The organism is Sedimentitalea nanhaiensis DSM 24252, from assembly GCF_000473225.1.
Lineage (GTDB): Bacteria > Pseudomonadota > Alphaproteobacteria > Rhodobacterales > Rhodobacteraceae > Sedimentitalea > Sedimentitalea nanhaiensis.
The window spans coordinates 1,866,117-1,887,932 of record NZ_KI421509.1 but is presented as its reverse complement, the minus strand read 5'-3'; the positions used below and the strand labels follow the sequence as shown (position 1 = coordinate 1,887,932).

Below are 21,816 nucleotides of genomic sequence, written 5' to 3'. Positions count from 1 at the left end.
GCGACGCGCCAGAGGTCAAAGGTTCAGGCCGCCACACCCAGCCGCGCGAGGGCCGCGTTCAGCGCATCGTTCCAGCCCTGCAGCAACGCTGCGTTGTTCTGGTGGCGCAGACCCCATGCGCTGAGCTGCTCGAACCGGTGCCCGGCCACATCGCCAAAGATGGCGGCAACCCGGGGACGCCAATAGGCCAGCGCGGCGGCAATGGCGTCGCTCTGGCCCTGTTCCATCAGACGGGCCAGACCTTCTTCGGCCAGTTCCACATGGCGGGCTTCTACGGGGGCCACCTTGCGGATCGCTTCCGCCAATGGCTGATACGATACCTTCTGCATCTCGGCCAGCTGTGCCCCGACCGCCAAACCCATGCACAGGTTCATCACTACCGCGTCGGTCCATCCGCTCAGCGGATAGTTCAGCACGGACAGGCGCATGTCGTGTTCGCTGCGGTGGGTGCCCGGCCCGGCATCACGCGGCAGGCGGGCGGTCCAGGGGTGGCTGGTGGCATAGCGCGCGGTGTCGGCCCCGAATTCGCCCAGCAGGCGTAGCACCCGATCGGCATTGTCGGTCTTTTCCAGCACGATCTTGGCGGCGGCGATGCGTTCCTTGATGCCGGGGCCCGCGTTGATCACATCGGCGAACCCGGCGGCGCCAGCCAGTTCGCTGTCCACAAAGGTGGCCATCATCTTCATCAGCTCGGCGCGATAGCGCGGCGGAACGTTGGTCGGGTTGGTCAGCTTGCCGCCCTGGGACAGATAGCTTTCTATGCTCATGTCTTCGGTCATGGTGCGTTCCTCACTGATCGTAATCGACGACAACCCGGTCGGTCACCGGGAAGGACTGGCAGGACAGCACATAGCCCTGCTGCACCTCGTAATCTTCCAGTGCGTGGTTGGCGACCATCTCGACTTCGCCTTCCAGCACCTTGCAGCGGCAGGTCGAGCAGACCCCCGCCTTGCAGGCAAAGGGCGCGTCGATGGCGTTTTCCAGCGCCGCGTCCAGAACCGTCTGATCCTTGTCCATGGTGAAACTGCGCGCCGTCCCGTCCAGTGTCACGCTGGCTTCGGTGGTTTTGGCGGCCGCCGCATCGTCTCCGGCGCGGGCCCTGCGTTTCAGACGTCCCGGCTGGGCGCTGGCGAACAGTTCGAACTTGATCTGGGTGTCGTCCAGCCCATGTTCGCGCAGGCTTGCGGCGATGCCCAGCATCATCGGTTCCGGCCCGCAGATAAACGCGGTGTCGATGCTGGCGATGTCGATCCAGTGCTCAAACAGCGCCTTGCATTTCGCCGCATCCACGCGCCCGGTGAACAGGTCGATGTCCTGGGCGTCGGATTCCAGCACATGAATGATCGTCAACCGGCCCATGTAGAGGTTCTTGAGATCCTCCAGTTCCTCGCGGAACATGATCGAGTTCACACCCCGGTTGGCATAGACCAGCGTAAAGCTGCTGTGCGGCTCGGCGGCCAGTGTGGTTTTCAGGATCGACAGCACAGGCGTAATGCCCGACCCGCCGGCAAAGCCCAGATAATTGCGCGCCGCCGACGCCTCCAGCGGGGTGAAAAAGCTGCCCATCGGCTCCATCGCCTCAAGCGTGTCACCGGTTTTCAGGGTCTCATTGGCCCAGCTCGAGAAGGCACCGCCTTCGACCCGTTTGATCCCGACTTGCAGGATACCTTCGGTCTTGCCCGCGCAGATCGAATAGGATCGGCGCAGTTCGGTGCCGTCGAAATCGCGGCGAAAGGTCAGGTACTGGCCCTGGGTGAAATCGAAATCACCGTCATTCACCGGTTTCAGCGAGACCACCACCGCGTCGCGGATGGTTTTGCGCACGTCAGTGACGGCAAGTTGATGAAAGCGCGCCATGGGTGTCTCCTCAGATGCACTTGAAATAGTCGAAAGGTTCCAGACAGTCCTTGCAGCGCCAATGCGCCTTGCACGGGGTCGATCCGAATTGGCTGATCTTTTCCACGTTTGTGCTGGCGCAGCGGGGGCAGGCCTCGGGGCCGCCTGCTGCGCGGGGCGGGGCGATGCCATATTCCAGCAACCGCGCGCGGCCCTTGTCTGACAGCCAATCGGTGGTCCAGGGCGGTGAAATCTGCGTCTTGACCCGGATCTGGTCGATCCCGCGATCGCGCAAGGCGGTCTGGATATCCATCGAGATCACACTGGTGGCCGGGCAACCGGAATAGGTCGGCGTTACCGCCACCTGCAATTCGTCACCCTGCCACTGGACATCGCGAACGATGCCCAGATCGACCACGGAAATCACCGGGATTTCGGGGTCGGGCACCTGATCCAGCCAGGTCCAGATATCCGCAACCGCCGGTTTCATCCTACCAGCTGGCTCCGGGATAGGCCCGTTGCAGCCACTGCATCTGGGTCAACATATGGCCCAGATGCTCGGAATGCCGGAAACCGCTTTTGCCGCCCTTATGGGCAAAATCCGTGTCGGGAATGGTCAGTGTCGCCGCCTCCATCACGCTGCCCACATGGCTGTCGAACCCGGCGCGCAACTCGGTCAGATCCGGCGCGATCCCGGCCTCGGCCATCGCGTCGTCCACCGCATCGGGGATGAACATCTCGCCGACATAGGGCCACAACAGGTCCAGCGCGGCCTGCATGCGGCGGTGGCTTTCCTCGGTGCCATCGCCCAGCCCGATCACCGTGTCGCCCGAGCGTTCTACGTGATAGCGGACCTCTTTTACCGCCTTGGCGGCGATTTCGGCCACGCGGGTGTCGCAAGAGCGGGTCAGTGCCTGCAGCATTGCCAAATGCCACGCATCGAACAGGAACTGGCGCATCATGGTCTGACCGAAATCGCCGTTGGGCTGTTCAGCCAGCAGAACGTTGCGAAAATCCCAGGCGTCGCGTGTCATCGCCAGATCGTCGGCGGTTCTGCCCCGACCTTCGATCTCGCCCGCCAGACCCAACCACATCTGGGTCTGCCCGATCAGGTCCAGCGCGGTATTGGCCAGCGCGATGTCTTCTTCCAACACTGGCGCAACGCCGCACCATTCACTGACCCGGTGCCCGAGAACCAGCGTGTTGTCTCCCATGCGGCAAAGGAATTCGAAAGTGGCCTTGTCGCTCATCACATCGCTCCGACTTCGTCGGGAATGTCAAAGAAGGTCGGGTGGCGGTACACTTTGGATTCGGACGGCTCGTAGAACGGACCCTTGTCGCCGGGCGACGACGCGGCGATGTGGCGTGCTTCGACGGCCCAGATGCTGACGCCTTCGTTGCGGCGGGTATAGACGTCGCGCGCGTTCTTGATGGCCATCTCCGCGTCCGGCGCATGCAGCGAGCCCACATGGCGGTGGCTCATACCGTGCTGACCGCGGATGAAGATCTCCCACAGGGGCCATTCGTGACGCTTGGGTTTCTCGGGCTGGGCCTCGGGAATATCGGGATAGGCTGAGTTTGGAGCGCTCATTCTGCTGCCACCTTTTTGCTTGCACGTTTTTCGGCATGGGCCAGCAGCCCCTCGCGGACCCATTTGCCATCGTCCCAGGCCTTGTTGCGGGCGGCCAGGCGTTCCACATTGCAGGGGCCGTTGCCCTTGATCACGTCAAAGAACTCGGACCAGTCGGGTTCGGCAAAGTCATAGCCACCCTTGTCGTCATTCCATTCGAGTGTCTCATCCGGCACCGTCAGGCCCAGATATTCCGCCTGCGGCACGGTCTGATCGACGAACTTTTGCCGCAGCTCGTCATTGGTGTTCATCTTGATCTTCCAGGCCATCGACTGTGCCGAATGCACGCTGTCCGCATCGGACGGGCCAAACATCATCAGCGAAGGATACCAGAACCGGTTCAGCGCGTCCTGCGCCATGCGTTTCTGTGCCGGGGTGCCCTGGGCCATTTTCATCATGATGTCATAGCCCTGGCGCTGGTGGAACGACTCTTCCTTGCAGATCCGCACCATCGCACGGGCATAGGGACCATATGAGGTGCGCTGTAGCGGCACCTGGTTCATGATCGCGGCGCCATCGACGAGCCACCCCACAGCCCCCATATCGGCCCAGGTCAGGGTCGGATAATTGAAGATGCTGGAGTATTTCATCTTGCCCGACAGCAGATCCTCGGTCAGCTCGTCGCGGCTGACCCCCAGCGTTTCGGCGGCGCAGTAGAGATACAGCCCGTGCCCGGCCTCGTCCTGCACCTTGGCCAGCAGGATCGCCTTGCGTTCCAGGGTCGGGGCGCGGGTGATCCAGTTGCCCTCGGGCAGTTGGCCGACAATTTCGGAATGGGCGTGCTGGCCGATCTGGCGGATCAGGTTCTTGCGATAGCCTGCGGGCATCCAATCCTTGGGTTCGATCTTTTCACCGGCATTGATGCGCTCCTGAAAAGCGCGTTCCTGCGGCTCCATTTCGTCCAGGGATTTGACGCCCTGACCGGTGGATTTCACCATCTGTGCATACATCTGTCATTCCTCCACTCGGGCCTGCGCTCGGGCCTCCACTCGGACCCAACGGGCCGCCCGCGCCTATTGCCGGATCGGCAAGCCTGCGCCAACTCTATCACAGCCGGGTTGGCGATGCGACGGGATGAATTGAAACATAACTGACCGTGTGGTCGGTATATGTGCCTCCCCGATTCGCAGCAAGAAAAAAGTTACGAAAAATTCTGTCATCAAAATTTTCGTAACCTTTTGCATCCTCCGAAAGCGCCATGGCTTGAGATGGCGCTACAAACCGGCGACGTTGGCACGACGACGCAATGCAGGTGAAGGAGGCGGGGAAATCCTGCCTGTTGAGGGCCAGGAAGAAGACTGACAGATCGCTCTGAACCGGCCCGAGGCCCTGCATTTCAAGGAACGCGCCGGGGCGGTGGGCTGGAAACAGGCGGTCAAAGCGCGCCATCGGGGCCGCTTTGACTGGACCGTCAATCGGGAACGGCCCGGGCGCAACCGCCGAGTTCGACGGCTCTGGCAGCGGCGGGCGCGCCGGGCTAGGGTCGCCAAAAAGCACGGGGAGATGCCCATGACCACCATTCTGTCGATCCGCGATCTGCGCAAAACCTATGGCGACGGGTTTCAGGCGCTCAAAGGCGTGACGCTGGACATTCAGCAGGGCGAGATACTGGCGCTGCTGGGTCCAAACGGCGCGGGCAAGACGACGCTGATTTCGACAGTCTGCGGCATCACCACCCCCAGCGGCGGGCAGGTCAGCGTCGGTGGGCATGATATTGTCACCGACTTTCGCGCCGCCCGCTCGATGATCGGGTTGGTGCCGCAGGAACTGGCCCTGCAACCGTTTGAAACCGTGCTGAACACGGTGCGGTTCTCGCGCGGATTGTTCGGCAGGCCGCGCGACGACGATCATATCCGGTCGATTTTGCGCAAGCTGTCGCTGTGGGACAAGAAAGACAACCAGATCACCCAACTGTCCGGCGGCATGAAACGCCGGGTGCTGATCGCCAAGGCGCTCAGCCATGAGCCGCGCATCCTGTTTCTGGATGAACCCACTGCCGGGGTCGACGTGGATCTGCGCAAGGACATGTGGGAGACGGTCGCCGAATTGAAGGCCGATGGCGTCACCATCATCCTGACCACACATTATATCGAAGAGGCCGAGGCCATCGCTGACCGGGTCGGGGTGATTGCCAAGGGCGAATTGCTGCTGGTGCAGGACAAATCCACGCTGATGGCGCAGATGGGAAAGAAACAGATCGAGGTGCAGCTGAATGAGCCGCTGACCCGGATCCCCGAAGCGTTGGCGAATCTCGACCTGGCCATGGGCGCGGGGGGGGACAGTCTGATCTATACCTATGACACCAAAGCCGCGCGTACAGGCATCACCGGCCTATTGAACGACATCGCCGCCGCCGGGCTGACCCTACGCGATGTGCAAACCCGACAAAGCAGTCTCGAAGACATCTTTGTCGATCTTCTCAAGGAAGAGGCAGCATGAACTGGGCCGCAATCGGTGCGATATATCGCTTTGAAATGGCACGGTTCTTTCGCACTCTGATGCAGAGTTTCCTGTCGCCGGTGCTGTCGACCTCGCTGTATTTCGTAGTCTTCGGCGCCGCCATCGGCAGCCGCATCCAAGAGGTCGAAGGGGTCAGCTATGGTGCCTTCATCGTGCCGGGGCTGGTGATGCTGTCGGTGATCACCCAGGCAATCTCGAACGCGTCCTTCGGGATCTACTTCCCCAAGTTCACCGGCACGATTTATGAATTGCTCTCGGCTCCGGTGAATTTCCTGGAAATCGTGCTGGGCTATGTGGGGGCGGCGGCGACAAAGGCGCTGTTCATCGGCATCGTGATCCTGTTGACCGCGTCGTTCTTTGTGGAACTCAGCATCGCGCATCCGCTGGCAATGGTGCTGTTCCTGCTGTTGACCTGCCTCAGCTTTGCGTTGCTGGGGTTCATCATCGGCATCTGGGCGACGAATTTCGAACAGTTGCAATTGGTGCCGCTGCTGATCGTCACGCCGCTGATCTTCCTTGGCGGGTCGTTCTATTCGATCTCGATGCTGCCGCCGATGTGGCAGACAATCACGCTGTTCAATCCGGTCGTCTACCTGATCTCTGGCTTTCGCTGGTCGTTCTTTGGAATGGCCGATGTGCCGATCGGGCTGAGCCTGATGGCGATAGCCGCCTTTACCTGCCTGTGCCTCGGTGTGATCTGGTGGATCTTCCGCACCGGCTGGCGGATCCGCAGTTAGTGGCAATTTTGTCCAGACGTGGCGTGAATTCATCGCTGACCGCCGATCTGTGCGGAGCGATGCCTTGTTTGTCGGGGGGCGGCGTTCTACATCGGCAGTCATGAACCTGCGCATTCCCTTTCTGAAGAACCCGCCCCTTGTATCCGTGGTCCGGTTGACCGGCGCCATTGGAATGTCCGGGCGCGGTGCCCTGAACGACCACGCCATCGCACCGCTGCTGGAAAAAGCATTCAAACGCGGCAAGCCCGCCATGGTCGCCCTTGAAATCAACTCGCCCGGCGGATCGCCGGTGCAATCCTCGCTGATTGGTGCCCGCATCCTGCGCCTGTCCCAGGAAACCAAGGTGCCTGTAACGGCCTTCGTCGAGGACGTGGCGGCCTCGGGCGGTTATTGGCTGGCTGCGGCGGCGGACGAAATATGGGCCGACGAAAGTTCGGTGATCGGCTCGATCGGGGTGATTTCGGCCGGTTTTGGAGCCCATGTGTTCCTGGCGCGTCAAGGGGTCGAGCGGCGGGTCTATACGGCAGGCAAGTCGAAATCGATGCTGGACCCGTTCCGTCCTGAAAACGAAGAGGACGTGGCCCGGCTCAAGGTGATCCTCGGGGACATCCATGACAATTTTATCGCCCATGTCAAAAGTCGCAGAGGCGACAAGCTGGACACCACCAAGGATCTGTTCACCGGCGAATTCTGGCTGGCGCGCCGCGCCGCCGACAGGGGGCTGATCGACGGAATTGGCCACATGAAACCCAAGATGCAGGAGCGGTTCGGGGACAAGGTTCAATTCCGCCAATACGCGCGGCGTCGACCGCTTCTAAGCCGGTTCGGTGCGCAATTGGCCGATGATGCTGTCACTGGCATCGAGGAACGCGCGGCCTATGCGCGGTTCGGCCTGTGACGTGATCATCAAGATAGTCTCATTGTTCCTCATCGGCATGGCCGTGCTGGCGATGTTCGGCAAATTGCGCCTGCCGGGCTCCAAGCGCTTGGCATCGGTAAAATGCCCATCCTGCGGACGCTATCGCATCGGCAAGGGGCCCTGTGCCTGTGGCCACGGAGGGCGAACCTGATGGAATGGCTGATGTCGGGGTTGGGATTGACGATCCTGCTGCTGGCTGGCGATGCCCTGGTGCGCGGTGCAGTCAACCTCAGCCTGCGGCTGGGGGTTCCGGCGCTCATTGTCAGCCTGACAATCGTCGCCTTTGGCACCTCGGCACCCGAATTGTTGATTGCGATCAGCGCCATCAAGGACAACGCGCCGGGTATCGCTCTGGGCAACGTGGTCGGTAGCAATACCGCCAACATTCTGCTGGTGCTCGGTATTCCGGCCCTGCTGGCGACCATTCATACCAGCGAATGCCAAACCCGAAAGTCCTATCTGTTCATGTTGGCGGCGTCGGTCGTGTTCATCGTTCTTGCTTTTTGCGGCACGTTCACGCTGGGCACCGGGTTGATCCTGCTGGCGCTGCTTGCACTTGTGCTGATCGATGCGGTGCGCGACGCGCATTCGCACCACAAGGCCGGCGAATGCGTGGATCTGGACGAGATTGAAGAGGCCGATCCAGACATGCCCTATTGGCGGGTGGGGCTGTATCTGATTGTCGGCCTTATCGGGCTGCCCATGGGGGCGCATCTGCTGGTCGAGAACGCATCGGCGATTGCGCAGACCTATGGGGTCAGCGACACGGTAATCGGGCTGACCCTGGTGGCGGTGGGAACATCGCTGCCGGAACTGGCCACCTCGGTGATGGCGGCTTTGCGCCGGCAGGCGGACGTGGCCCTTGGCAACGTGATCGGGTCGAATATGTTCAACCTGCTGGCCATCGTCGGCATCGCAACCTTTTTTGGCGACATTCCGGTCGATCCGGCGTTCCTGACTTTCGATCTGTGGGTGATGCTGGCGGCGTCGTTGCTGTTGTTCCCGTTTGTGTTCTTCAAGGTCGACATCACCCGTATTTGGGGCGTGGTCCTGACCGCGCTGTATGCGGCCTACGTCGTCGTGATCCTGATCTAGCCGCGGAGAATCCGACCATGACACGCAGCCTTGTGACCGGTGCGGGCAAACGTTTGGGGCGCGCCATGGCGTTGTATCTGGCGGCGCGTGGACATGACGTTGCCCTACATTTCGCGAGTTCGCGCAACGAGGCGCTCCAGGTGGCCGACGAGATCCGCGCGATGGGGCGGCGCGCCGAGGTGCTGCAGGCCGATCTGCTGGACGAAGACCAGACGGCAGCGCTGTTTCCAGCCGCCCGTGCGGCGCTGGACGGGCCGATCACATGTCTGATCAACAATGCCTCGATCTTTGAATATGACACGATTCACAGCGCCACCCGGCGCAACTGGGATCGGCATATGGACAGCAACCTGCGGGCGCCGTTCCTGCTGACCCAGGCGATGGCGGACCAGGGGCTGGAGCCGACAGTCGACAGTATGGGCGAGCCGGTCGCATCCGGTCTGATCGTCAACATGATCGATCAGCGGGTGCGCAAGCTGACACCGGAGTTCATGACCTATACGCTTGCAAAGATGGGACTGTGGACGCTGACCCAGACCACGGCCCGTGCTCTGGCTCCGGCTATCCGTGTCAACGCCATCGGCCCTGGCCCGACCCTGCGCGGCGCGCGGCAAACAGAACAGCATTTTGCCGCGCAGCGGGCCACGACAATCCTCGCAAGAGGAGCCAATCCAGCGGATGTGACGGCCGCCCTGGGCTACTTTCTGGACGCGCCCGCGGTCACCGGACAGCTGCTGTGCGTCGATGGCGGGCAACACCTCGGATGGCGTACGCCGGATGTTCAGGGAAGCGAATAAGAGGTGCCGTCGGGTCAAGTTTTGCACCGGTGACAGATCTGTTACCAAAGCGTTACGAAAATGTCTTAGTTTTCATAAACTTGCGGCATTCAAACAAATAAATCGTTAGTTTTCAGCGGCTTGAGAATGTGCTTAAAAAATGGGCAAATCGGCGAAATCAGCCAAAACTAAGGGAAATTTCCGAAACCCCCGAAGATATCTTCAGACTTATCCACAAGATCCGTGGATTTGTTTACGCTTGAAACTAACCCTTCAAGAGTGCAGCCATAGGTTGAGAATCACATGTTAACCATTTGTTAACCGCATGACAGACCAAGAGCCCGAACCGGTCCTGAGTGGACATGACTGTATCCAGGGCTATCTCAGGACATTGGATAGCTCGCCCGGTGTTTACCGGATGCTGGATAGCGAGAGCCGGGTTCTGTATGTCGGCAAGGCCCGTAACCTGCGTGCGCGGGTGTCCAGTTATGCCCGTCCCACCGGTCACACCGGGCGGATTGCCCGAATGATCAGCGAAACCACCCGGATGATGTTTCTGACGACGCGCACCGAGACCGAGGCGCTGTTGCTGGAACAGAACCTGATCAAGCAGCTCAAACCCAAGTACAACGTGCTGCTGCGCGATGACAAAAGTTTTCCCAATATCCTGGTGGCCAAGGATCACGCCTTTGCACGAATCGGAAAACATCGCGGCGCCAGGAAACAGAAGGGCACGTATTTCGGGCCGTTCGCCAATGCGAGCGCCGTCAACCGGACGCTGAACCAGTTGCAAAAGGCGTTCCTGTTGCGCAACTGTTCGGACGCGATGTTCGAAAGTCGCACGCGGCCTTGCCTGCTGTATCAGATCAAGCGGTGTTCAGCCCCCTGCGTGGGCCTTGTCACCCCCGAGGAGTACGCCGAAAGCGTACGGGATGCCGAGCTTTTCCTGTCCGGGCGCTCAACCCGGGTGCAAGAGGAGCTGGCCGGGCAGATGGCCGCCGCCTCCGACGCGATGGAATTCGAACGCGCCGCCGGTTTGCGCGACCGGATCCGTGCCCTGACGCAGGTGCAGACCAGCCAGGGCATCAACCCGCGTGGCGTCGCCGAAGCCGACGTGATCGCGCTGTACATGGAGGGCGGGCAGGCCTGCGTTCAGGTGTTTTTCATCCGCGCCAATCAGAACTGGGGCAACCGCGATTTCTATCCACGCGTCGGGCCGGACGTTTCCGCCGCAGAGGCGATGGAGGCGTTTTTGGGACAGTTTTACGACAACAAGCAACCGCCCCGACAGCTGATCCTGTCCGACGGCATCGAAAACGTCGATCTGATGAGCGAGGCGTTGGGCGAAAAGGCGGGGCACCGGGTCGAGATCCTGGTGCCGCAGCGGGGCGAAAAGGCCGAGCTGATCTCGGGTGCGTTGCGCAATGCACGTGAATCCCTGGCGCGCAAGATGTCCGAAACCGCGACCCAGGGCAAATTGTTGCGCGGCCTGGCCGAGGCGTTTCAACTGGATGCGCCACCGCAGCGGATCGAGGTTTACGACAACAGCCACATTCAGGGCACCAACGCGGTTGGCGCGATGATCGTGGCCGGACCCGAGGGCCTGATCAGGAACAGCTATCGCAAATTCAACATCCGGGGCGACGATCTGGTGCCCGGCGACGATTTCGGCATGATGAAAGAGGTTCTAAACCGCCGCTTTTCCCGCCTGATCAAAGAGGACCCGGACCGCGTCAAAGGACAGTGGCCCGACCTGTTGCTGATCGACGGCGGCGCGGGGCAGGTCAGCGCCGTTGCCGAAATCATGCGCACGCACGGTGTTTCCGACATTGCCATGGTCGGCGTTGCCAAGGGGGTGGACCGCGATGCGGGCAAAGAAGAGTTCCACCGCATCGGTCAGCGGCCGTTCGCCTTGCGGCACAACGATCCCGTGCTCTATTTCGTGCAGCGTCTGCGCGATGAGGCGCACCGCTTTGCCATCGGCACGCACCGCGCCAAACGCTCCAAGGCGATCGGTGCCACACCGCTGGATGATGTGCCCGGCGTCGGAGCGACCCGTAAGCGGGCCCTGTTGGCGCATTTCGGTTCGGCCAAGGCGGTCAGCCGTGCCAATCTGGCGGATCTGAAGGCGGTGGACGGTATTTCCGGTACGCTGGCCGAAGCGATCTATGACTATTTCCACGACCGCAGCTGAGACGCAGCCCTGTGTGGCCCCGGTGCAGCCTCGGCGCGCAACTGCCTGCGCACATCAACATACGCTTTTATGTTCCAAACCTGCGATGTAGGGTCCGCACATGAAGTGGACTTTGCCCAATATACTGACTGTCCTGCGCCTGGTGGCCGCTCCGGGTTTGGCGTTGGCGTTCCTGTTCCTGCACCGCCCCTATGCGGACTGGTTCGCGTTGCTGTTGTTTGTGTCCGCATCGGTCACGGACTGGATCGACGGATATCTGGCGCGGGCCTGGAAACAGGAAACCAAGCTGGGCGCGATGCTGGACCCGATTGCGGACAAGGCGATGGTGATCATCGCCCTGATGGTGATCGTCGGCTATTCGTCGATGTCGCCCTGGCTGGTGCTTCCGGCGACGTTCATCCTGTTCCGCGAGGTGTTCGTGTCGGGCCTGCGGGAATATCTGGGGGCCACGGCGGGCACTCTGAAGGTGACACCGCTGGCAAAGTGGAAGACCACCGCCCAGATGACCGCCATCTCGGTGTTGTTCGCACAGGGGATATTTGAGCATTACCTGGGCATGTCGGCCTGGGGGATGGATCCGCAGCTGGTCAATCAGATCCTGTCCGGCGAAGTCGAGGACCTGTATGGGCTGCACTGGAAGATGATCGGCATGGATTGGACCGGGCGCATCGGGCTGTGGCTGTTGTGGCTGGCGGCGGCGTTGACGATGATCACCGGCTGGGACTATTTTCGCAAGGCCCTGCCATTTCTGAAAGAGGTGCGCTGATGGATGTGCTGTATTTTGCCTGGGTCCGCGAGCGGATCGGTATGCCGCGCGAACGGATCGAGACCCAGGCGGCCACAGTGGCGGATCTGGTGGACGAGCTGCGCAGCCGCGAAGACCGCTATGCCGCCGCCTTTGCCGATCTGTCCGCCCTGCGCGTCGCGCTGGATCAGGAATTGGGCGCGTTCGATGCACCCTTGGCCGGTGTGCGCGAGGTGGCGTTCTTCCCGCCGATGACCGGAGGCTAGGCGATGCGGGTCAAAGTGCAGGAGGCGCCCTTTGACGTGGCTGACGAGATGCGCGGTTTCGGAGCCCCGGGCACGGGAGCCATCGTGACTTTTACCGGCGTTGTGCGCAACTCAGACAGCGGCAATCTGACGGCCATGGAGATCGAGCATTACCCCGGCATGACCGAAGCGGCGCTGGCCCAGATCGCAACCCGCGCACAGGAGCGGTGGCAATTAGGCGATGTGTTGGTGATACATCGACACGGACGGCTGATACCGGGCGAGCAGATCATGATGGTGGCCACCGCGTCGCGTCACCGCAAGGCCGCGTTCGAGGCCGCGGATTTCCTCATGGACTATCTGAAGTCCCGCGCTCCGTTCTGGAAAAAGGAAATCACCGCGGATGGGGCCGAATGGGTTGCCGCACGGGACGAGGACGAGGCCGCCCTGGATCGCTGGTCGCCGGAGCTTTAGGTCTGACCTGCCTTCATGCGATCGACATAAGCGCGCAGCTCGTCCGATTCCTGCCGGGCGTCGCGCAGGCCATCCATCGTCGCACGCAGTTCCGCCTCGGTTTGGCTCAGCTGGTTGGTCAACTCTGCTTCGCGCTGTTGCAGATAGGTGATCGCCTGATCGCGGGTTTCCTCGGCTTCGTGCAGTTCCTGACTCATGCGGTCCAGATCGGCGACATCGCTCTGTTTGACGCGGGTGAAACGGTGCACCAGCCAGTTCGCGAACCAGCCGGTCGCAAAGGCGACGAACAGGATAACAGCGGTTGCGATGATGAACTCAGTTCTGTTCATTTTCTGATCCTTGCGCATTGGCGGCGTCCGAGGCTTCGGACTCGGCGTCCTGTATCATGTCTTCGGGGGAATCGGCAGACAGGGATTCCAATGTCTTGGTCTCTTCGGGAATTGGCACCGGACGGATCCAACGAAAGTCGATCCGGCGGTTCTCTTCCCGACCCTCTTCGGTTTTGTTGCTGGCGATGGGCTGGGTTTCGCCATAGCCGACCGCGGCATAGGTTCCGGTCAGAACCCGCCGCGCCCGCAACTCGTTCAGGACCGATTGCGCACGCGACTGGCTGAGTTGCATGTTCATGGTTTCACGGCCCTGGCTGTCGGTATGGCCCTGGATCTCCAGCCGGATTTCACCGCAGCGATCCAGCAGGTCGGCAATGTCGTCCATCACGGCGCGCGAACTTTCGTCAATCGTGGCAGACCCCGGTTCAAACATGATCTTCTGGCGTTGCTGGATTTCGGCCAGCCCGGCCTCGCAAACTTCGGGGGAGGGCGGAATATCGGTCGGCGGCGGCGGTGGTTGGAACGTAATGTCCAGCTCATAGGTTTCCGCATCTCCCAGGCGCTCGGACAACAGACCCGCCGCCTCGGCGCTCGCGTCTTCGCGGGAGGTGACGCCGCGCACCAGAATATGATCGGGCGATACGATGACCGCACCGTTGCCAAGCAGGGACAGCGCCTCAAGACCCGCCAGGACCCGCACCGACCAGTCCTTGGGCAGCCCGCCCACCAGCCGTGTGGCGGTATAGACGCTGTCAGACCCGAACCGCGCGCGGGCATAGCTGTCAGCGACCTGGCGCATGGTTTCGTCGCTCAGCCGTCCGCGCAGCTGCACCAATCCTTCGGGGCTAAGCGTGGCAACAAATTCGGGTGGCCCTGCGTCGATCCTGTTGTCCGGATCCGGCAGCACCGCGTGCAATTCGAACACATCCGGCAATGCTGTTTCCAGCTCGCCGACGACGTTGTCGAAAATTGCCGGGGCGGTTCCCTGGGCGGCAGCCAGGGTAATGTCGGCGTCGGATATGGTCACGGAACCGCCGCCCAGATCGGCCAGGGCCGCAATCGACAGTTCAGCTGCTTTGCCCCAGTGTGGCGAGGGAACGCCCATGCCGAGGATGCATTGGTCATTGCCCGACAGCCCGGCGCGGAAAGCGGCATTCAGGATGCGGTTGCGCGTGGCCTCGGTATCTGCGGAACAGGCGTCGAAACGTGCGCCGTCTTCATCGATGAGAAAACGCAGGGTGAAGGGCGTGATCACCGGGCGTGGCGCGGCGATGTCCACTGACATCCGTACGGCCGCAGGGGCGGCGCGGTTCAGCTCCGCCTCAAGCCGGGCCTTGGCTTCGGCGCTGTCGGATATTGCGGTGATCCGCACCAGCCCGGCGCCGATCGACAGTTTCGAGCGCGGCAATTTGGACAGGGCGGTGATTGCAAAGCTCATGGCATCCTGCCAACCATCCGGTGCCGGATAGGTCGCGGTTTCCAACAGATCGGTAACGGGCAAAGGGTCGGCGATCCGGACCAGTTGCGCGACCAGCCGGTCCCGGTCGGTTTCGGTCGGGATCAGGCCGATGATCGAGACGCCGCTGTCGTTGCGCAGGATTTCAGCCGAAAATCGCGGCGGTGCCAGATCGGCGGTCGCTGCGACATCCATCTGGTTGATAATCCGGGCGGAATCCACAACCGATCCGACCTGGCTGACCGCGTCGAATCGTTTGGCTTCGGTCGGGGCGGTGCCGGTCAGAATCACCTGCAGACCGTCGGCTTCGACCTCTGACCAGCCGTATTGCGCCTGATCCAGCACCCGGCGCACGGCGATCTCTGAATTCTCCTCGACCGTGGTAACCGCGAAACTCGCGGCAATCGCGCACAGCACGGCGCCCATGCCAAATCCGAGAATGGAATAGAGGATCGAAGATGTGCGCATCTGTGGTCGGGCCGCTCCTGTGGATTATGGCTGTCTTATCCTTGTCGCCGTCGGGGTTCAATCAAGCGAACAGGGCCAGCCCAAAGAAGATGAGCGGAATCAGGCCGGTGTCGCGATTCAGGCGGAACAGATGCAGCATCCGATCCGGGTCGGTGTGATCGAAACCGCGCAACTGCCATGCCATATGCCACCCCATCGCCCAAGGCCCCCCCAGCGCAAGAACCAGCGCCAGGATCGAGGCGGCGGGCATCAGCGCCGTGATCACCGCCACCGCCATCAGCGTCACGGTTGCGACCAGGAAATATTTCAGCCAGTGCACGGTATTGGCACCAAACAACCTGGCCGTGGATTTGACCCCGATCAGGGCGTCGTCCTCGGTATCCTGATGGGCATAAATGGTGTCATAAAACAGCGTCCAGCTGATGCCTGCGACATACAGAAACACCGCGGGCCAGCGCAATTCGCCCGCATGTGCGGTCCACGCCAGCAGCGCGCCCCAGTTGAAAGCCAGGCCCAGAAAGACCTGCGGCCACCAAGTAAACCGCTTGGCAAAGGGATAGATCGTGACCAGCAACAGCGACAGAACGCCCAGCGAAATGGCCGCGCGATTAAAGGTCAGCAGGATGCAAAAGGCGAGCAGCGCCTGCACACACATCCAGATCGCCGCACCTGCGACACTGACCTGCCCGGAAGGAATGGGCCGCGACCGGGTGCGCGCGACCTTATCGTCGATATCGCGGTCGGTGATGTCGTTCCAGGTGCACCCGGCCCCGCGCATCAGCCATGCGCCCATTCCGCATCCCAGCGCGATCCAGGCATCCTGCCAGCCAAGCGACTGATCTGCCAGCATCGCCAGCATCAGCCCCCACCAGCACGGCAGCAGCAACAACCACGTTCCGATGGGCCGGTCGGCGCGCGACAGGCGCAGATAGGGGCGGGCAAAGGCGGGGGCGCGGCGGTCGACCCAGTTGCCGGATGCGGCATCGGCGACCTGACCGTCTGGTGTTGGGGCATTGCCTTGCATATGTAGGCCTTCATGAGCGCAAAGATCAGACTGTATGTAGAACACCCGTTGGGGCAGGGGCAATCGGTTCCCTTGACCCGTGAACAGGCGCATTACCTGTTCGGCGTCATGCGCCTGGGTGTCGGCGGGGGTGTGGCGTTGTTCAACGGGCGCGATGGCGAATGGCAGGCCGAGGTGGCCGAGGCCGGAAAACGTGGTGGGGCATTGATCTGTCGGCACCAGAGCCGCCCGTTGCAAATGCCCCCCGACCTGTGGCTGTTGTTCGCCCCGATCAAGAAGGCGCGCACCGATTTCATCGTCGAGAAAGCGGCCGAGATGGGCGCGGCCCGGATCGTGCCGGTGCAGACCGATTTCACCAACGCCGAACGCATCCGCCAGGACCGGTTGCAGGCCCATGCCGTCGAGGCCGCAGAGCAATGCGGCGGCACTTATGTGCCCGAGGTGGGCGATCTGATTCGGCTGGACCGGATGTTGACCGATTGGCAGGGCGGACGGCAGCTGATGTTCTGCGACGAGGCCGAGGCCGGACGGGCGTCCGCCCTGACAAGCGGCCCCGCCGGGGCGCCCTGGGCGATTCTGATCGGACCCGAAGGCGGGTTTTCCCCTGACGAGCGGGTGCGTCTTGCGGGGCTGGACTTTGCCCATACCGTCAGCCTGGGACCACGCATCCTGCGCGCCGATACGGCGGCGGTGGCGGCAATGACGCTGTGGCAGCAGGCGATGGGCGACTGGCGATGAGCTTTGTGCGTCCCGAGGTTCTGGCATCGCTCCGCCGCTGGCGCGAAGTGCTGTACGCAACGGCACTGGCGCTGTTGGGGCTGTGGTGGATTGCCGGGCCGGGCGGGTTGTTGGCCTGGGTCGGCGCGGCTTTGGTGGTTGCGGGGGCTGCGCTGGCCGTGGTCGGTGTGCAGCGCGCGCGATTTCGCGGCGAGGGCGGCGGGCTTGGCGTGGTGCAGGTGGACGAAGGACAGATCACCTATTTCGGCCCGTTGGGCGGGGGATCGGCTGCGGTGACCGAACTGTCGCGCCTGACGCTGGATCAGACCGGGCACCCGGATCACTGGGTGCTGGAGCAGCGCGGCGCACCGACCCTGTCGATCCCGGTCAATGCCGAGGGGGCCGATGCGCTGTTCGACGTTTTTGCCGGGTTGCCGGGCCTGCGCACCGAACGGATGCTGGCGCAGTTGCAGGGCCGATCCGCTCACCCGGTGGTGATCTGGCGGCGGGCAGCACCTGTGCCGGAACATCAAAGGCTGCATTGACACCCCGCCGAAATCGCAGCAGGTGTCAACGCCACAGCGATTGAAAGCAGCGGAGTTCAGGTATGTCTATTCCCCAGTCCGGCGGTGGGCCGATTGAACGGCACGAACAGCTGGCCGAGTATCTGGCCGAAGGATGCAAGCCCAAACAAGACTGGCGCATCGGCACCGAGCATGAGAAATTCGGCTATTGCAAGGACACGCTGCTGCCGATCCCTTATGACGGGGAACGGTCGGTCAGGGCCGTATTGCAAGGCCTGCGCGAGGCGCATGGCTGGGCCCCGGTGACCGAGGCCGGCAATCTGATCGGGTTGGAAAAAGACGGCGCGAATGTCAGTCTGGAACCGGGCGGACAACTGGAGCTGTCTGGCGCGCCGCTGGAAACCATCCATGAAACCTGTGACGAGGTGAACGAGCACCTGCGCGAGGTCAAGGACGTGGCCGACAAGGTCGGTGTCGGCTTTATCGGGCTGGGTGCCGCGCCGGTCTGGACCCATGATCAGATGCCCTTGATGCCCAAGGGCCGCTATGCGCTGATGGATGCCTATATGCAAAAGGTCGGCACCATGGGCCGGACCATGATGCGCCGCACCTGCACGGTTCAGGTCAACCTGGATTTCGCCAGCGAGGCGGATATGGTGCAGAAACTGCGGGTGGCGATTGCGTTGCAGCCGGTGGCGACGGCGCTGTTCGCCAATTCACCCTTTCTGGATGGTAAGCCCAATGGCCACAAAAGCTGGCGCAGCCGGGTCTGGCGCGATCTGGACGCGGATCGTACCGGCACGGTGCCCTTTGTGTTCGAGCAGGGCTTTGGTTTCGAACGCTGGGCCGAATATGCCTTGGATGTGCCGATGTATTTCGTCTATCGCGACGGACAGTATATCGATGCATTGGGGCAGTCGTTCCGCGATTTCCTCAAGGGAGAGCTTCCTGCGTTGCCCGGCGAAAAGCCGACCCTGTCGGATTGGGCCGATCATCTGACCACCCTGTTCCCCGAAGCGCGGATCAAGAAATTCATCGAAATGCGCGGTGCCGATGGCGGCCCGTGGCGGCGGTTGTGTGCCCTTCCGGCGTTCTGGGTCGGACTGATGTATGATCAGGCCTCGCTGGATGCGGCCTGGGATCTGGTGCGCGGCTGGGATGCCGAAACCCGCGAGGCCCTGCGCGTTGCGGCCAGCGAACAGGCGTTGCAGGCGAAGGTCGGCAAGATCGACATGCACGAACTGGCGCGCGAAGTCGTTGCGATTGCCGATGCCGGGCTAAGGGCGCGCGCGCGTCCCGGTGCCGGTGGCATGGTGCCCGACGAAACCCATTTCCTGAACGCGCTGAAAGAGAGCATCGACAGCGGCGAGGTTCCGGCGGACGAGCTGATGAATCACTATAACGATGACTGGAACGGCGATCTCAGCCGGATCTACGGCGACTTTAGTTACTGACTTCCGTAGGGGCGGAATCGGATCAGGCGGGGCCGTATCGGTTTGGTCCCGCCGTGCCGCGTTGCACGAAAAAGTAGAGCAAGACCAGAAAACCGATAATCGGCAGCAGCCCGATCAGCATCCACCACCCGGTGCGGTCGATGTCGTGCAGGCGTCGAACTCCGACCGCGATGCTGGGCAGAAAAACCGCCAGGGAAAACAACAACGACAAAGGTTGCAGGGTGCTGTCGCCAAAGATCGAATAGTCGACGATATTCACCGCCAGACTGCAGAGCAACAGGAACAGCGCGAACCACCAGTATTCCGGCCGAACGGCACGGCCCGAAAACGTGGCGTATTTGTTGAAGCAGGTTCTTACAGAGGTTTTGAAGTCCATTCGTCAGCCCTTTTCAGGCGGCAAGGGTTGCGCCGATCCTGTCGATCACAGCCTATGCGTGTCGCCCGGCGAATACAACCGATCTCAGCTCGCGCTATCCCAGTGGTGAGTCGTCAAAGAAGACGGTGTCGCCGACGATCAGATCTTCGGGATCCAGCCCCTTGATCTTTGCGATCTGCTTGCCATCGACAAAGATCGCCGTGGCCCCCTGGAATTTCATGGTCTGGAGCTGAGCGCCCTCGTCAAACCCTTTCAGCAGCAGCCAATCCTGGTCAGTGTCGAACCGGCGGATCGTATCGACCCCCCAACCGTCATCAGTCTGAAAGACAAAGCAATCCTCGCCGACACCGCCCGTCAGAATATCCCAGCCTTCGCCCCCGATCAGCACGTTCTTGCCCTGTTTTCCCGACAATTCGTCGGCTCCGGCGCCTCCGATCAGCACGTCATGGCCACCGCCCCCCATCAATATGTCGTTGCCGTCGCCGCCGTCGATCAGGTCATCGCCGTGCCCGCCGTACAGCGTATCCTTGCCATTGCCCCCGCTGATCGTGTCGTTGCCGCTGCCGCCCCGAAGCATGTCATTGCCATCGCCACCGGTCAGATCGTCGTCGCCGTGCCCTCCGCGCAGTTCATCGGCGCCCGCACCGCCCTCCAGGCTGTCCGCGGACCGCCCGCCGCTCAGCCAGTCATTGCCGCTGCCGCCCTGGATCCGGTCGATGCCGGCGCGCCCGTGAACCGTATCGTTGCCCGCCCCGGCGATCATCAAGCCCCCTGCCGGATCACAGTACAGAACGTCATCGCCGCCACGGGTAAACAACGCCTGCCAGTACATCTGCGCCTGCGCCGCCACCTGTTCACCCAGGTCCAGCGACCGCAGATTGCCGTCCTGAATGTGGATGCCGCCATAGATCCGGCTGATCCCGGCCTCTTCGGCGGCTTCGGTCAGGGTTTCCCATTGCAGCACCACGGGGTCCACATCCTGCCATTGTTCAAAGGCCAGCTCGTTGGCGACATACTGACCCAGCAGGTCGATGCCCGCGACATCGTCCAGATCGTAGGTCCCCAGCGTGGTGCCGTCATAGAACTGGTCCGACCCGACAAAGGCCGCAATGGTGCGCGCCGCCGCCATCGAAAAAGCGGAATGACCCGAGACGAATTCCGGGAAAGGCGGGGTGACAAACGTTACATTCTGATAGGGCTGCCAGTCTTCGCCCATGATCGTCTGGGTGCCCATGTCGGGGCCGCCCCAGGCCTGAACCTGCTGCCCGAAATACATATCCCGGATCGCCGATTGCGGGCGGATGAGATTATAGTGGAACTTGGCCTCCCAGGTGGCGATCCCGGCATCGAACACGGCGGCGTTCACGGCAAAGAACAGCTTGGCATCTTCGTCGATGCCATGGCCTTCGCGCAGGGCGATGTCCTGAGCGATCTGGTTCCAGTGCCCCGGAGGCGATTCGGTGCGCGGCCCGTCAGCCCAGTATTCGGCGATGACCTTCTGCTCGGTGGTCAGGTTGGCACTGGCGTGCAGGACCTCGGTGAACTGATCGCGCCAGGCCTGATCATAGGTGGTCACATTGCCCGCGCTGTCCACATAGGTGTCGAAATTACCCAATTCCGGCGGGGCGACAGGGCGAAACTGATCGCCGCTCTCCAAGGCAAAGGGATCGACACCGCCCCAGTGCGGGGTCAGGGCAATCTGGTCGGTATAGCTGGTCGGATCATCGGGATCGATGATCGGCACGCCGTTTTCGTTGACCGCCGTACCGGTCGGCACCCGCAGGGGTTGCCAGCTGTTGGGGTCAAAATCGACGCCGCCCGGCGCGTTCGGATCGTCGGGATCGGCGCTGTTGACCGGGGTATAGCCGGTGGTGTCGGCATAGCCGTTTTCCGCATTCGACCCATCGTCGGCCCGCGCCGCCAGCACATTCTGCGCCGCCAGGTTGCCCAGCCCGGCCGCCGTGGACGGATCGGTTCCGCTGACCGAGATGTCATAGCCCAGCTGATCCATGAAGGCGTCAAACTCGGCCTGTTTGGCCGGAAAGAAGTGGCTGAGCATGGCATAGGCGGCATAGCTGACGGCCTCGGCCTTGTGCGCCATGTCATGTTCCGACACCGGGCGCTGCAGATCGCTGTAGTGGCCGTATGCATCCGGATCGTATGCGGCCCAGGCGTCATAGACGGCGGAACTGGTCAGGTGCAGCTGATAGGTGGTTTCAGTGGGTTTGGCACCGGCCGAGCGGATCCCCTCCAGTAACATTTCGTTCCATTGCGCGACAAGGGATTGTGCGGTGGCCATAATACCGTCCTTTCAAATCTGTAAGCGGCCGGGCATCGGCCAGAATGCGAAAACATCA

The 21,816-nt window shown here is 62.0% G+C and carries 25 protein-coding genes; 13 read left to right on the top strand and 12 right to left on the bottom strand.

Annotation, left to right across the window (positions count from 1 at the left end; genetic code table 11):
• Positions 1-23 precede the first annotated feature (23 nt).
• The 7 genes from NANH_RS0111040 to NANH_RS0111010 form a co-directional block, all read right to left on the bottom strand.
• Complete coding sequence (locus tag NANH_RS0111040; protein ID WP_027262099.1) at positions 24-779, bottom strand: Phenylacetic acid catabolic protein; 756 nt, start codon at positions 777-779, stop codon at positions 24-26.
• Between the two features lie 10 nt (positions 780-789).
• The gene (locus NANH_RS0111035; protein ID WP_027262098.1) at positions 790-1,857 is read right to left on the bottom strand and encodes a 2Fe-2S iron-sulfur cluster-binding protein; all 1,068 of its coding nucleotides are present in this window, start codon (positions 1,855-1,857) and stop codon (positions 790-792) included.
• Between the two features lie 10 nt (positions 1,858-1,867).
• Positions 1,868-2,326: a 1,2-phenylacetyl-CoA epoxidase subunit PaaD gene (paaD, locus tag NANH_RS0111030; RefSeq protein WP_027262097.1), complete on the bottom strand. Its 459-nt coding sequence runs from the start codon at positions 2,324-2,326 to the stop codon at positions 1,868-1,870.
• Between the two features lies 1 nt (position 2,327).
• The gene (gene paaC / locus NANH_RS0111025; RefSeq protein WP_036049732.1) at positions 2,328-3,086 is read right to left on the bottom strand and encodes a 1,2-phenylacetyl-CoA epoxidase subunit PaaC; all 759 of its coding nucleotides are present in this window, start codon (positions 3,084-3,086) and stop codon (positions 2,328-2,330) included.
• Complete coding sequence (gene paaB / locus NANH_RS0111020) at positions 3,086-3,427, bottom strand: 1,2-phenylacetyl-CoA epoxidase subunit PaaB (RefSeq protein ID WP_074920649.1); 342 nt, start codon at positions 3,425-3,427, stop codon at positions 3,086-3,088. Before paaB ends, paaC begins: the two co-directional genes overlap by 1 nt.
• Positions 3,424-4,416, bottom strand: coding sequence for a 1,2-phenylacetyl-CoA epoxidase subunit PaaA (paaA, locus tag NANH_RS0111015; protein WP_027262094.1), 993 nt, complete (start codon positions 4,414-4,416; stop codon positions 3,424-3,426). The genes paaB and paaA overlap by 4 nt, the downstream gene beginning before the upstream one ends.
• 97 nt (positions 4,417-4,513) lie before the next feature.
• Positions 4,514-4,855, bottom strand: coding sequence for a hypothetical protein (locus tag NANH_RS0111010; RefSeq protein ID WP_027262093.1), 342 nt, complete (start codon positions 4,853-4,855; stop codon positions 4,514-4,516).
• A gap of 120 nt (positions 4,856-4,975) precedes the next feature.
• On the opposite strand from NANH_RS0111010, the gene NANH_RS0111005 reads away from it, so the two are divergent.
• The 10 genes from NANH_RS0111005 (at position 4,976) to NANH_RS0110960 (ending at position 13,111) form a co-directional block, all read left to right on the top strand.
• Entirely contained in the window at positions 4,976-5,905 is a 930-nt protein-coding gene (locus tag NANH_RS0111005; protein ID WP_027262092.1) for an ABC transporter ATP-binding protein, read from the top strand.
• The gene (locus tag NANH_RS0111000; RefSeq protein ID WP_027262091.1) at positions 5,902-6,663 is read left to right on the top strand and encodes an ABC transporter permease; all 762 of its coding nucleotides are present in this window, start codon (positions 5,902-5,904) and stop codon (positions 6,661-6,663) included. Before NANH_RS0111005 ends, NANH_RS0111000 begins: the two co-directional genes overlap by 4 nt.
• Before the next feature lie 100 nt (positions 6,664-6,763).
• Positions 6,764-7,561 (top strand): S49 family peptidase, encoded by a 798-nt coding sequence (locus NANH_RS0110995; RefSeq protein WP_027262090.1) that lies wholly within the window; start codon positions 6,764-6,766, stop codon positions 7,559-7,561.
• Entirely contained in the window at positions 7,542-7,733 is a 192-nt protein-coding gene (locus NANH_RS29285; protein WP_036049730.1) for a hypothetical protein, read from the top strand. Before NANH_RS0110995 ends, NANH_RS29285 begins: the two co-directional genes overlap by 20 nt.
• On the top strand, positions 7,730-8,677 hold the full coding sequence (locus NANH_RS0110985; RefSeq protein ID WP_027262088.1) for a calcium/sodium antiporter: 948 nt from the start codon (positions 7,730-7,732) through the stop codon (positions 8,675-8,677). The genes NANH_RS29285 and NANH_RS0110985 overlap by 4 nt, the downstream gene beginning before the upstream one ends.
• Before the next feature lie 17 nt (positions 8,678-8,694).
• Complete coding sequence (locus NANH_RS0110980) at positions 8,695-9,474, top strand: SDR family oxidoreductase (protein ID WP_027262087.1); 780 nt, start codon at positions 8,695-8,697, stop codon at positions 9,472-9,474.
• A gap of 304 nt (positions 9,475-9,778) precedes the next feature.
• Positions 9,779-11,647: an excinuclease ABC subunit UvrC gene (uvrC, locus tag NANH_RS0110975; protein ID WP_027262086.1), complete on the top strand. Its 1,869-nt coding sequence runs from the start codon at positions 9,779-9,781 to the stop codon at positions 11,645-11,647.
• Positions 11,648-11,747: 100 nt separating this feature from the next.
• A complete protein-coding gene (gene pgsA, locus NANH_RS0110970) occupies positions 11,748-12,413 on the top strand; it encodes a CDP-diacylglycerol--glycerol-3-phosphate 3-phosphatidyltransferase (RefSeq protein ID WP_027262085.1) in 666 nt (221 codons plus the stop codon).
• The gene (moaD, locus tag NANH_RS0110965) at positions 12,413-12,658 is read left to right on the top strand and encodes a molybdopterin converting factor subunit 1 (protein ID WP_027262084.1); all 246 of its coding nucleotides are present in this window, start codon (positions 12,413-12,415) and stop codon (positions 12,656-12,658) included. The genes pgsA and moaD overlap by 1 nt, the downstream gene beginning before the upstream one ends.
• Positions 12,659-12,661: 3 nt before the next feature.
• Entirely contained in the window at positions 12,662-13,111 is a 450-nt protein-coding gene (locus NANH_RS0110960; RefSeq protein ID WP_027262083.1) for a molybdenum cofactor biosynthesis protein MoaE, read from the top strand.
• Here NANH_RS0110960 and NANH_RS0110955 read toward each other — a convergent pair.
• The 3 genes from NANH_RS0110955 to ubiA all read right to left on the bottom strand — a co-directional run bounded on the left by NANH_RS0110955 (position 13,108) and on the right by ubiA (position 16,388).
• Positions 13,108-13,440: a hypothetical protein gene (locus tag NANH_RS0110955; protein WP_027262082.1), complete on the bottom strand. Its 333-nt coding sequence runs from the start codon at positions 13,438-13,440 to the stop codon at positions 13,108-13,110. The genes NANH_RS0110960 and NANH_RS0110955 overlap by 4 nt on opposite strands.
• Entirely contained in the window at positions 13,427-15,364 is a 1,938-nt protein-coding gene (locus NANH_RS0110950) for an OmpA family protein (protein WP_027262081.1), read from the bottom strand. The genes NANH_RS0110955 and NANH_RS0110950 overlap by 14 nt, the downstream gene beginning before the upstream one ends.
• Positions 15,365-15,425: 61 nt before the next feature.
• A complete protein-coding gene (gene ubiA / locus NANH_RS0110945; RefSeq protein WP_027262080.1) occupies positions 15,426-16,388 on the bottom strand; it encodes a 4-hydroxybenzoate octaprenyltransferase in 963 nt (320 codons plus the stop codon).
• Positions 16,389-16,400: 12 nt separating this feature from the next.
• Here ubiA and NANH_RS0110940 point away from each other — a divergent pair, with 12 nt between their 5' ends.
• From NANH_RS0110940 to NANH_RS0110930, 3 genes are all read left to right on the top strand, one after another.
• The gene (locus tag NANH_RS0110940) at positions 16,401-17,126 is read left to right on the top strand and encodes a 16S rRNA (uracil(1498)-N(3))-methyltransferase (RefSeq protein WP_027262079.1); all 726 of its coding nucleotides are present in this window, start codon (positions 16,401-16,403) and stop codon (positions 17,124-17,126) included.
• Positions 17,123-17,650, top strand: a complete 528-nt coding sequence (locus tag NANH_RS0110935; RefSeq protein ID WP_027262078.1) for a hypothetical protein — start codon at positions 17,123-17,125, stop codon at positions 17,648-17,650. Before NANH_RS0110940 ends, NANH_RS0110935 begins: the two co-directional genes overlap by 4 nt.
• 62 nt (positions 17,651-17,712) lie before the next feature.
• Positions 17,713-19,083, top strand: coding sequence for a glutamate--cysteine ligase (locus NANH_RS0110930; RefSeq protein ID WP_027262077.1), 1,371 nt, complete (start codon positions 17,713-17,715; stop codon positions 19,081-19,083).
• A 22-nt stretch (positions 19,084-19,105) separates the two neighbouring features.
• On the opposite strand, the gene NANH_RS0110925 is transcribed toward NANH_RS0110930, so the two are convergent.
• Positions 19,106-19,459, bottom strand: coding sequence for a DUF805 domain-containing protein (locus NANH_RS0110925; RefSeq protein WP_027262076.1), 354 nt, complete (start codon positions 19,457-19,459; stop codon positions 19,106-19,108).
• A 94-nt stretch (positions 19,460-19,553) separates the two neighbouring features.
• The gene (locus tag NANH_RS26030) at positions 19,554-21,758 is read right to left on the bottom strand and encodes a DUF6851 domain-containing protein (RefSeq protein ID WP_051372370.1); all 2,205 of its coding nucleotides are present in this window, start codon (positions 21,756-21,758) and stop codon (positions 19,554-19,556) included.
• Between the last annotated feature and the right edge of the window lie 58 nt (positions 21,759-21,816).

Excerpts from the sequence above, each read along its gene's own strand:
- NANH_RS0111040 (WP_027262099.1), bottom strand. The coding sequence starts at position 779 with ATGACCGAAGACATGAGCATAGAAAGCTATCTGTCCCAGGGCGGCAAG.
- NANH_RS0111035 (WP_027262098.1), bottom strand. The coding sequence starts at position 1,857 with ATGGCGCGCTTTCATCAACTTGCCGTCACTGACGTGCGCAAAACCATC.
- paaD (WP_027262097.1), bottom strand. The coding sequence starts at position 2,326 with ATGAAACCGGCGGTTGCGGATATCTGGACCTGGCTGGATCAGGTGCCC.
- paaC (WP_036049732.1), bottom strand. The coding sequence starts at position 3,086 with ATGAGCGACAAGGCCACTTTCGAATTCCTTTGCCGCATGGGAGACAAC.
- paaB (WP_074920649.1), bottom strand. The coding sequence starts at position 3,427 with ATGAGCGCTCCAAACTCAGCCTATCCCGATATTCCCGAGGCCCAGCCC.
- paaA (WP_027262094.1), bottom strand. The coding sequence starts at position 4,416 with ATGTATGCACAGATGGTGAAATCCACCGGTCAGGGCGTCAAATCCCTG.
- NANH_RS0111010 (WP_027262093.1), bottom strand. The coding sequence starts at position 4,855 with ATGGCGCGCTTTGACCGCCTGTTTCCAGCCCACCGCCCCGGCGCGTTC.
- NANH_RS0111005 (WP_027262092.1), top strand. The coding sequence starts at position 4,976 with ATGACCACCATTCTGTCGATCCGCGATCTGCGCAAAACCTATGGCGAC.
- NANH_RS0111000 (WP_027262091.1), top strand. The coding sequence starts at position 5,902 with ATGAACTGGGCCGCAATCGGTGCGATATATCGCTTTGAAATGGCACGG.
- NANH_RS0110995 (WP_027262090.1), top strand. The coding sequence starts at position 6,764 with ATGAACCTGCGCATTCCCTTTCTGAAGAACCCGCCCCTTGTATCCGTG.
- NANH_RS29285 (WP_036049730.1), top strand. The coding sequence starts at position 7,542 with ATGCGCGGTTCGGCCTGTGACGTGATCATCAAGATAGTCTCATTGTTC.
- NANH_RS0110980 (WP_027262087.1), top strand. The coding sequence starts at position 8,695 with ATGACACGCAGCCTTGTGACCGGTGCGGGCAAACGTTTGGGGCGCGCC.
- uvrC (WP_027262086.1), top strand. The coding sequence starts at position 9,779 with ATGACAGACCAAGAGCCCGAACCGGTCCTGAGTGGACATGACTGTATC.
- pgsA (WP_027262085.1), top strand. The coding sequence starts at position 11,748 with ATGAAGTGGACTTTGCCCAATATACTGACTGTCCTGCGCCTGGTGGCC.
- moaD (WP_027262084.1), top strand. The coding sequence starts at position 12,413 with ATGGATGTGCTGTATTTTGCCTGGGTCCGCGAGCGGATCGGTATGCCG.
- NANH_RS0110960 (WP_027262083.1), top strand. The coding sequence starts at position 12,662 with ATGCGGGTCAAAGTGCAGGAGGCGCCCTTTGACGTGGCTGACGAGATG.
- NANH_RS0110955 (WP_027262082.1), bottom strand. The coding sequence starts at position 13,440 with ATGAACAGAACTGAGTTCATCATCGCAACCGCTGTTATCCTGTTCGTC.
- NANH_RS0110950 (WP_027262081.1), bottom strand. The coding sequence starts at position 15,364 with ATGCGCACATCTTCGATCCTCTATTCCATTCTCGGATTTGGCATGGGC.
- ubiA (WP_027262080.1), bottom strand. The coding sequence starts at position 16,388 with ATGCAAGGCAATGCCCCAACACCAGACGGTCAGGTCGCCGATGCCGCA.
- NANH_RS0110940 (WP_027262079.1), top strand. The coding sequence starts at position 16,401 with ATGAGCGCAAAGATCAGACTGTATGTAGAACACCCGTTGGGGCAGGGG.
- NANH_RS0110935 (WP_027262078.1), top strand. The coding sequence starts at position 17,123 with ATGAGCTTTGTGCGTCCCGAGGTTCTGGCATCGCTCCGCCGCTGGCGC.
- NANH_RS0110930 (WP_027262077.1), top strand. The coding sequence starts at position 17,713 with ATGTCTATTCCCCAGTCCGGCGGTGGGCCGATTGAACGGCACGAACAG.
- NANH_RS0110925 (WP_027262076.1), bottom strand. The coding sequence starts at position 19,459 with ATGGACTTCAAAACCTCTGTAAGAACCTGCTTCAACAAATACGCCACG.
- NANH_RS26030 (WP_051372370.1), bottom strand. The coding sequence starts at position 21,758 with ATGGCCACCGCACAATCCCTTGTCGCGCAATGGAACGAAATGTTACTG.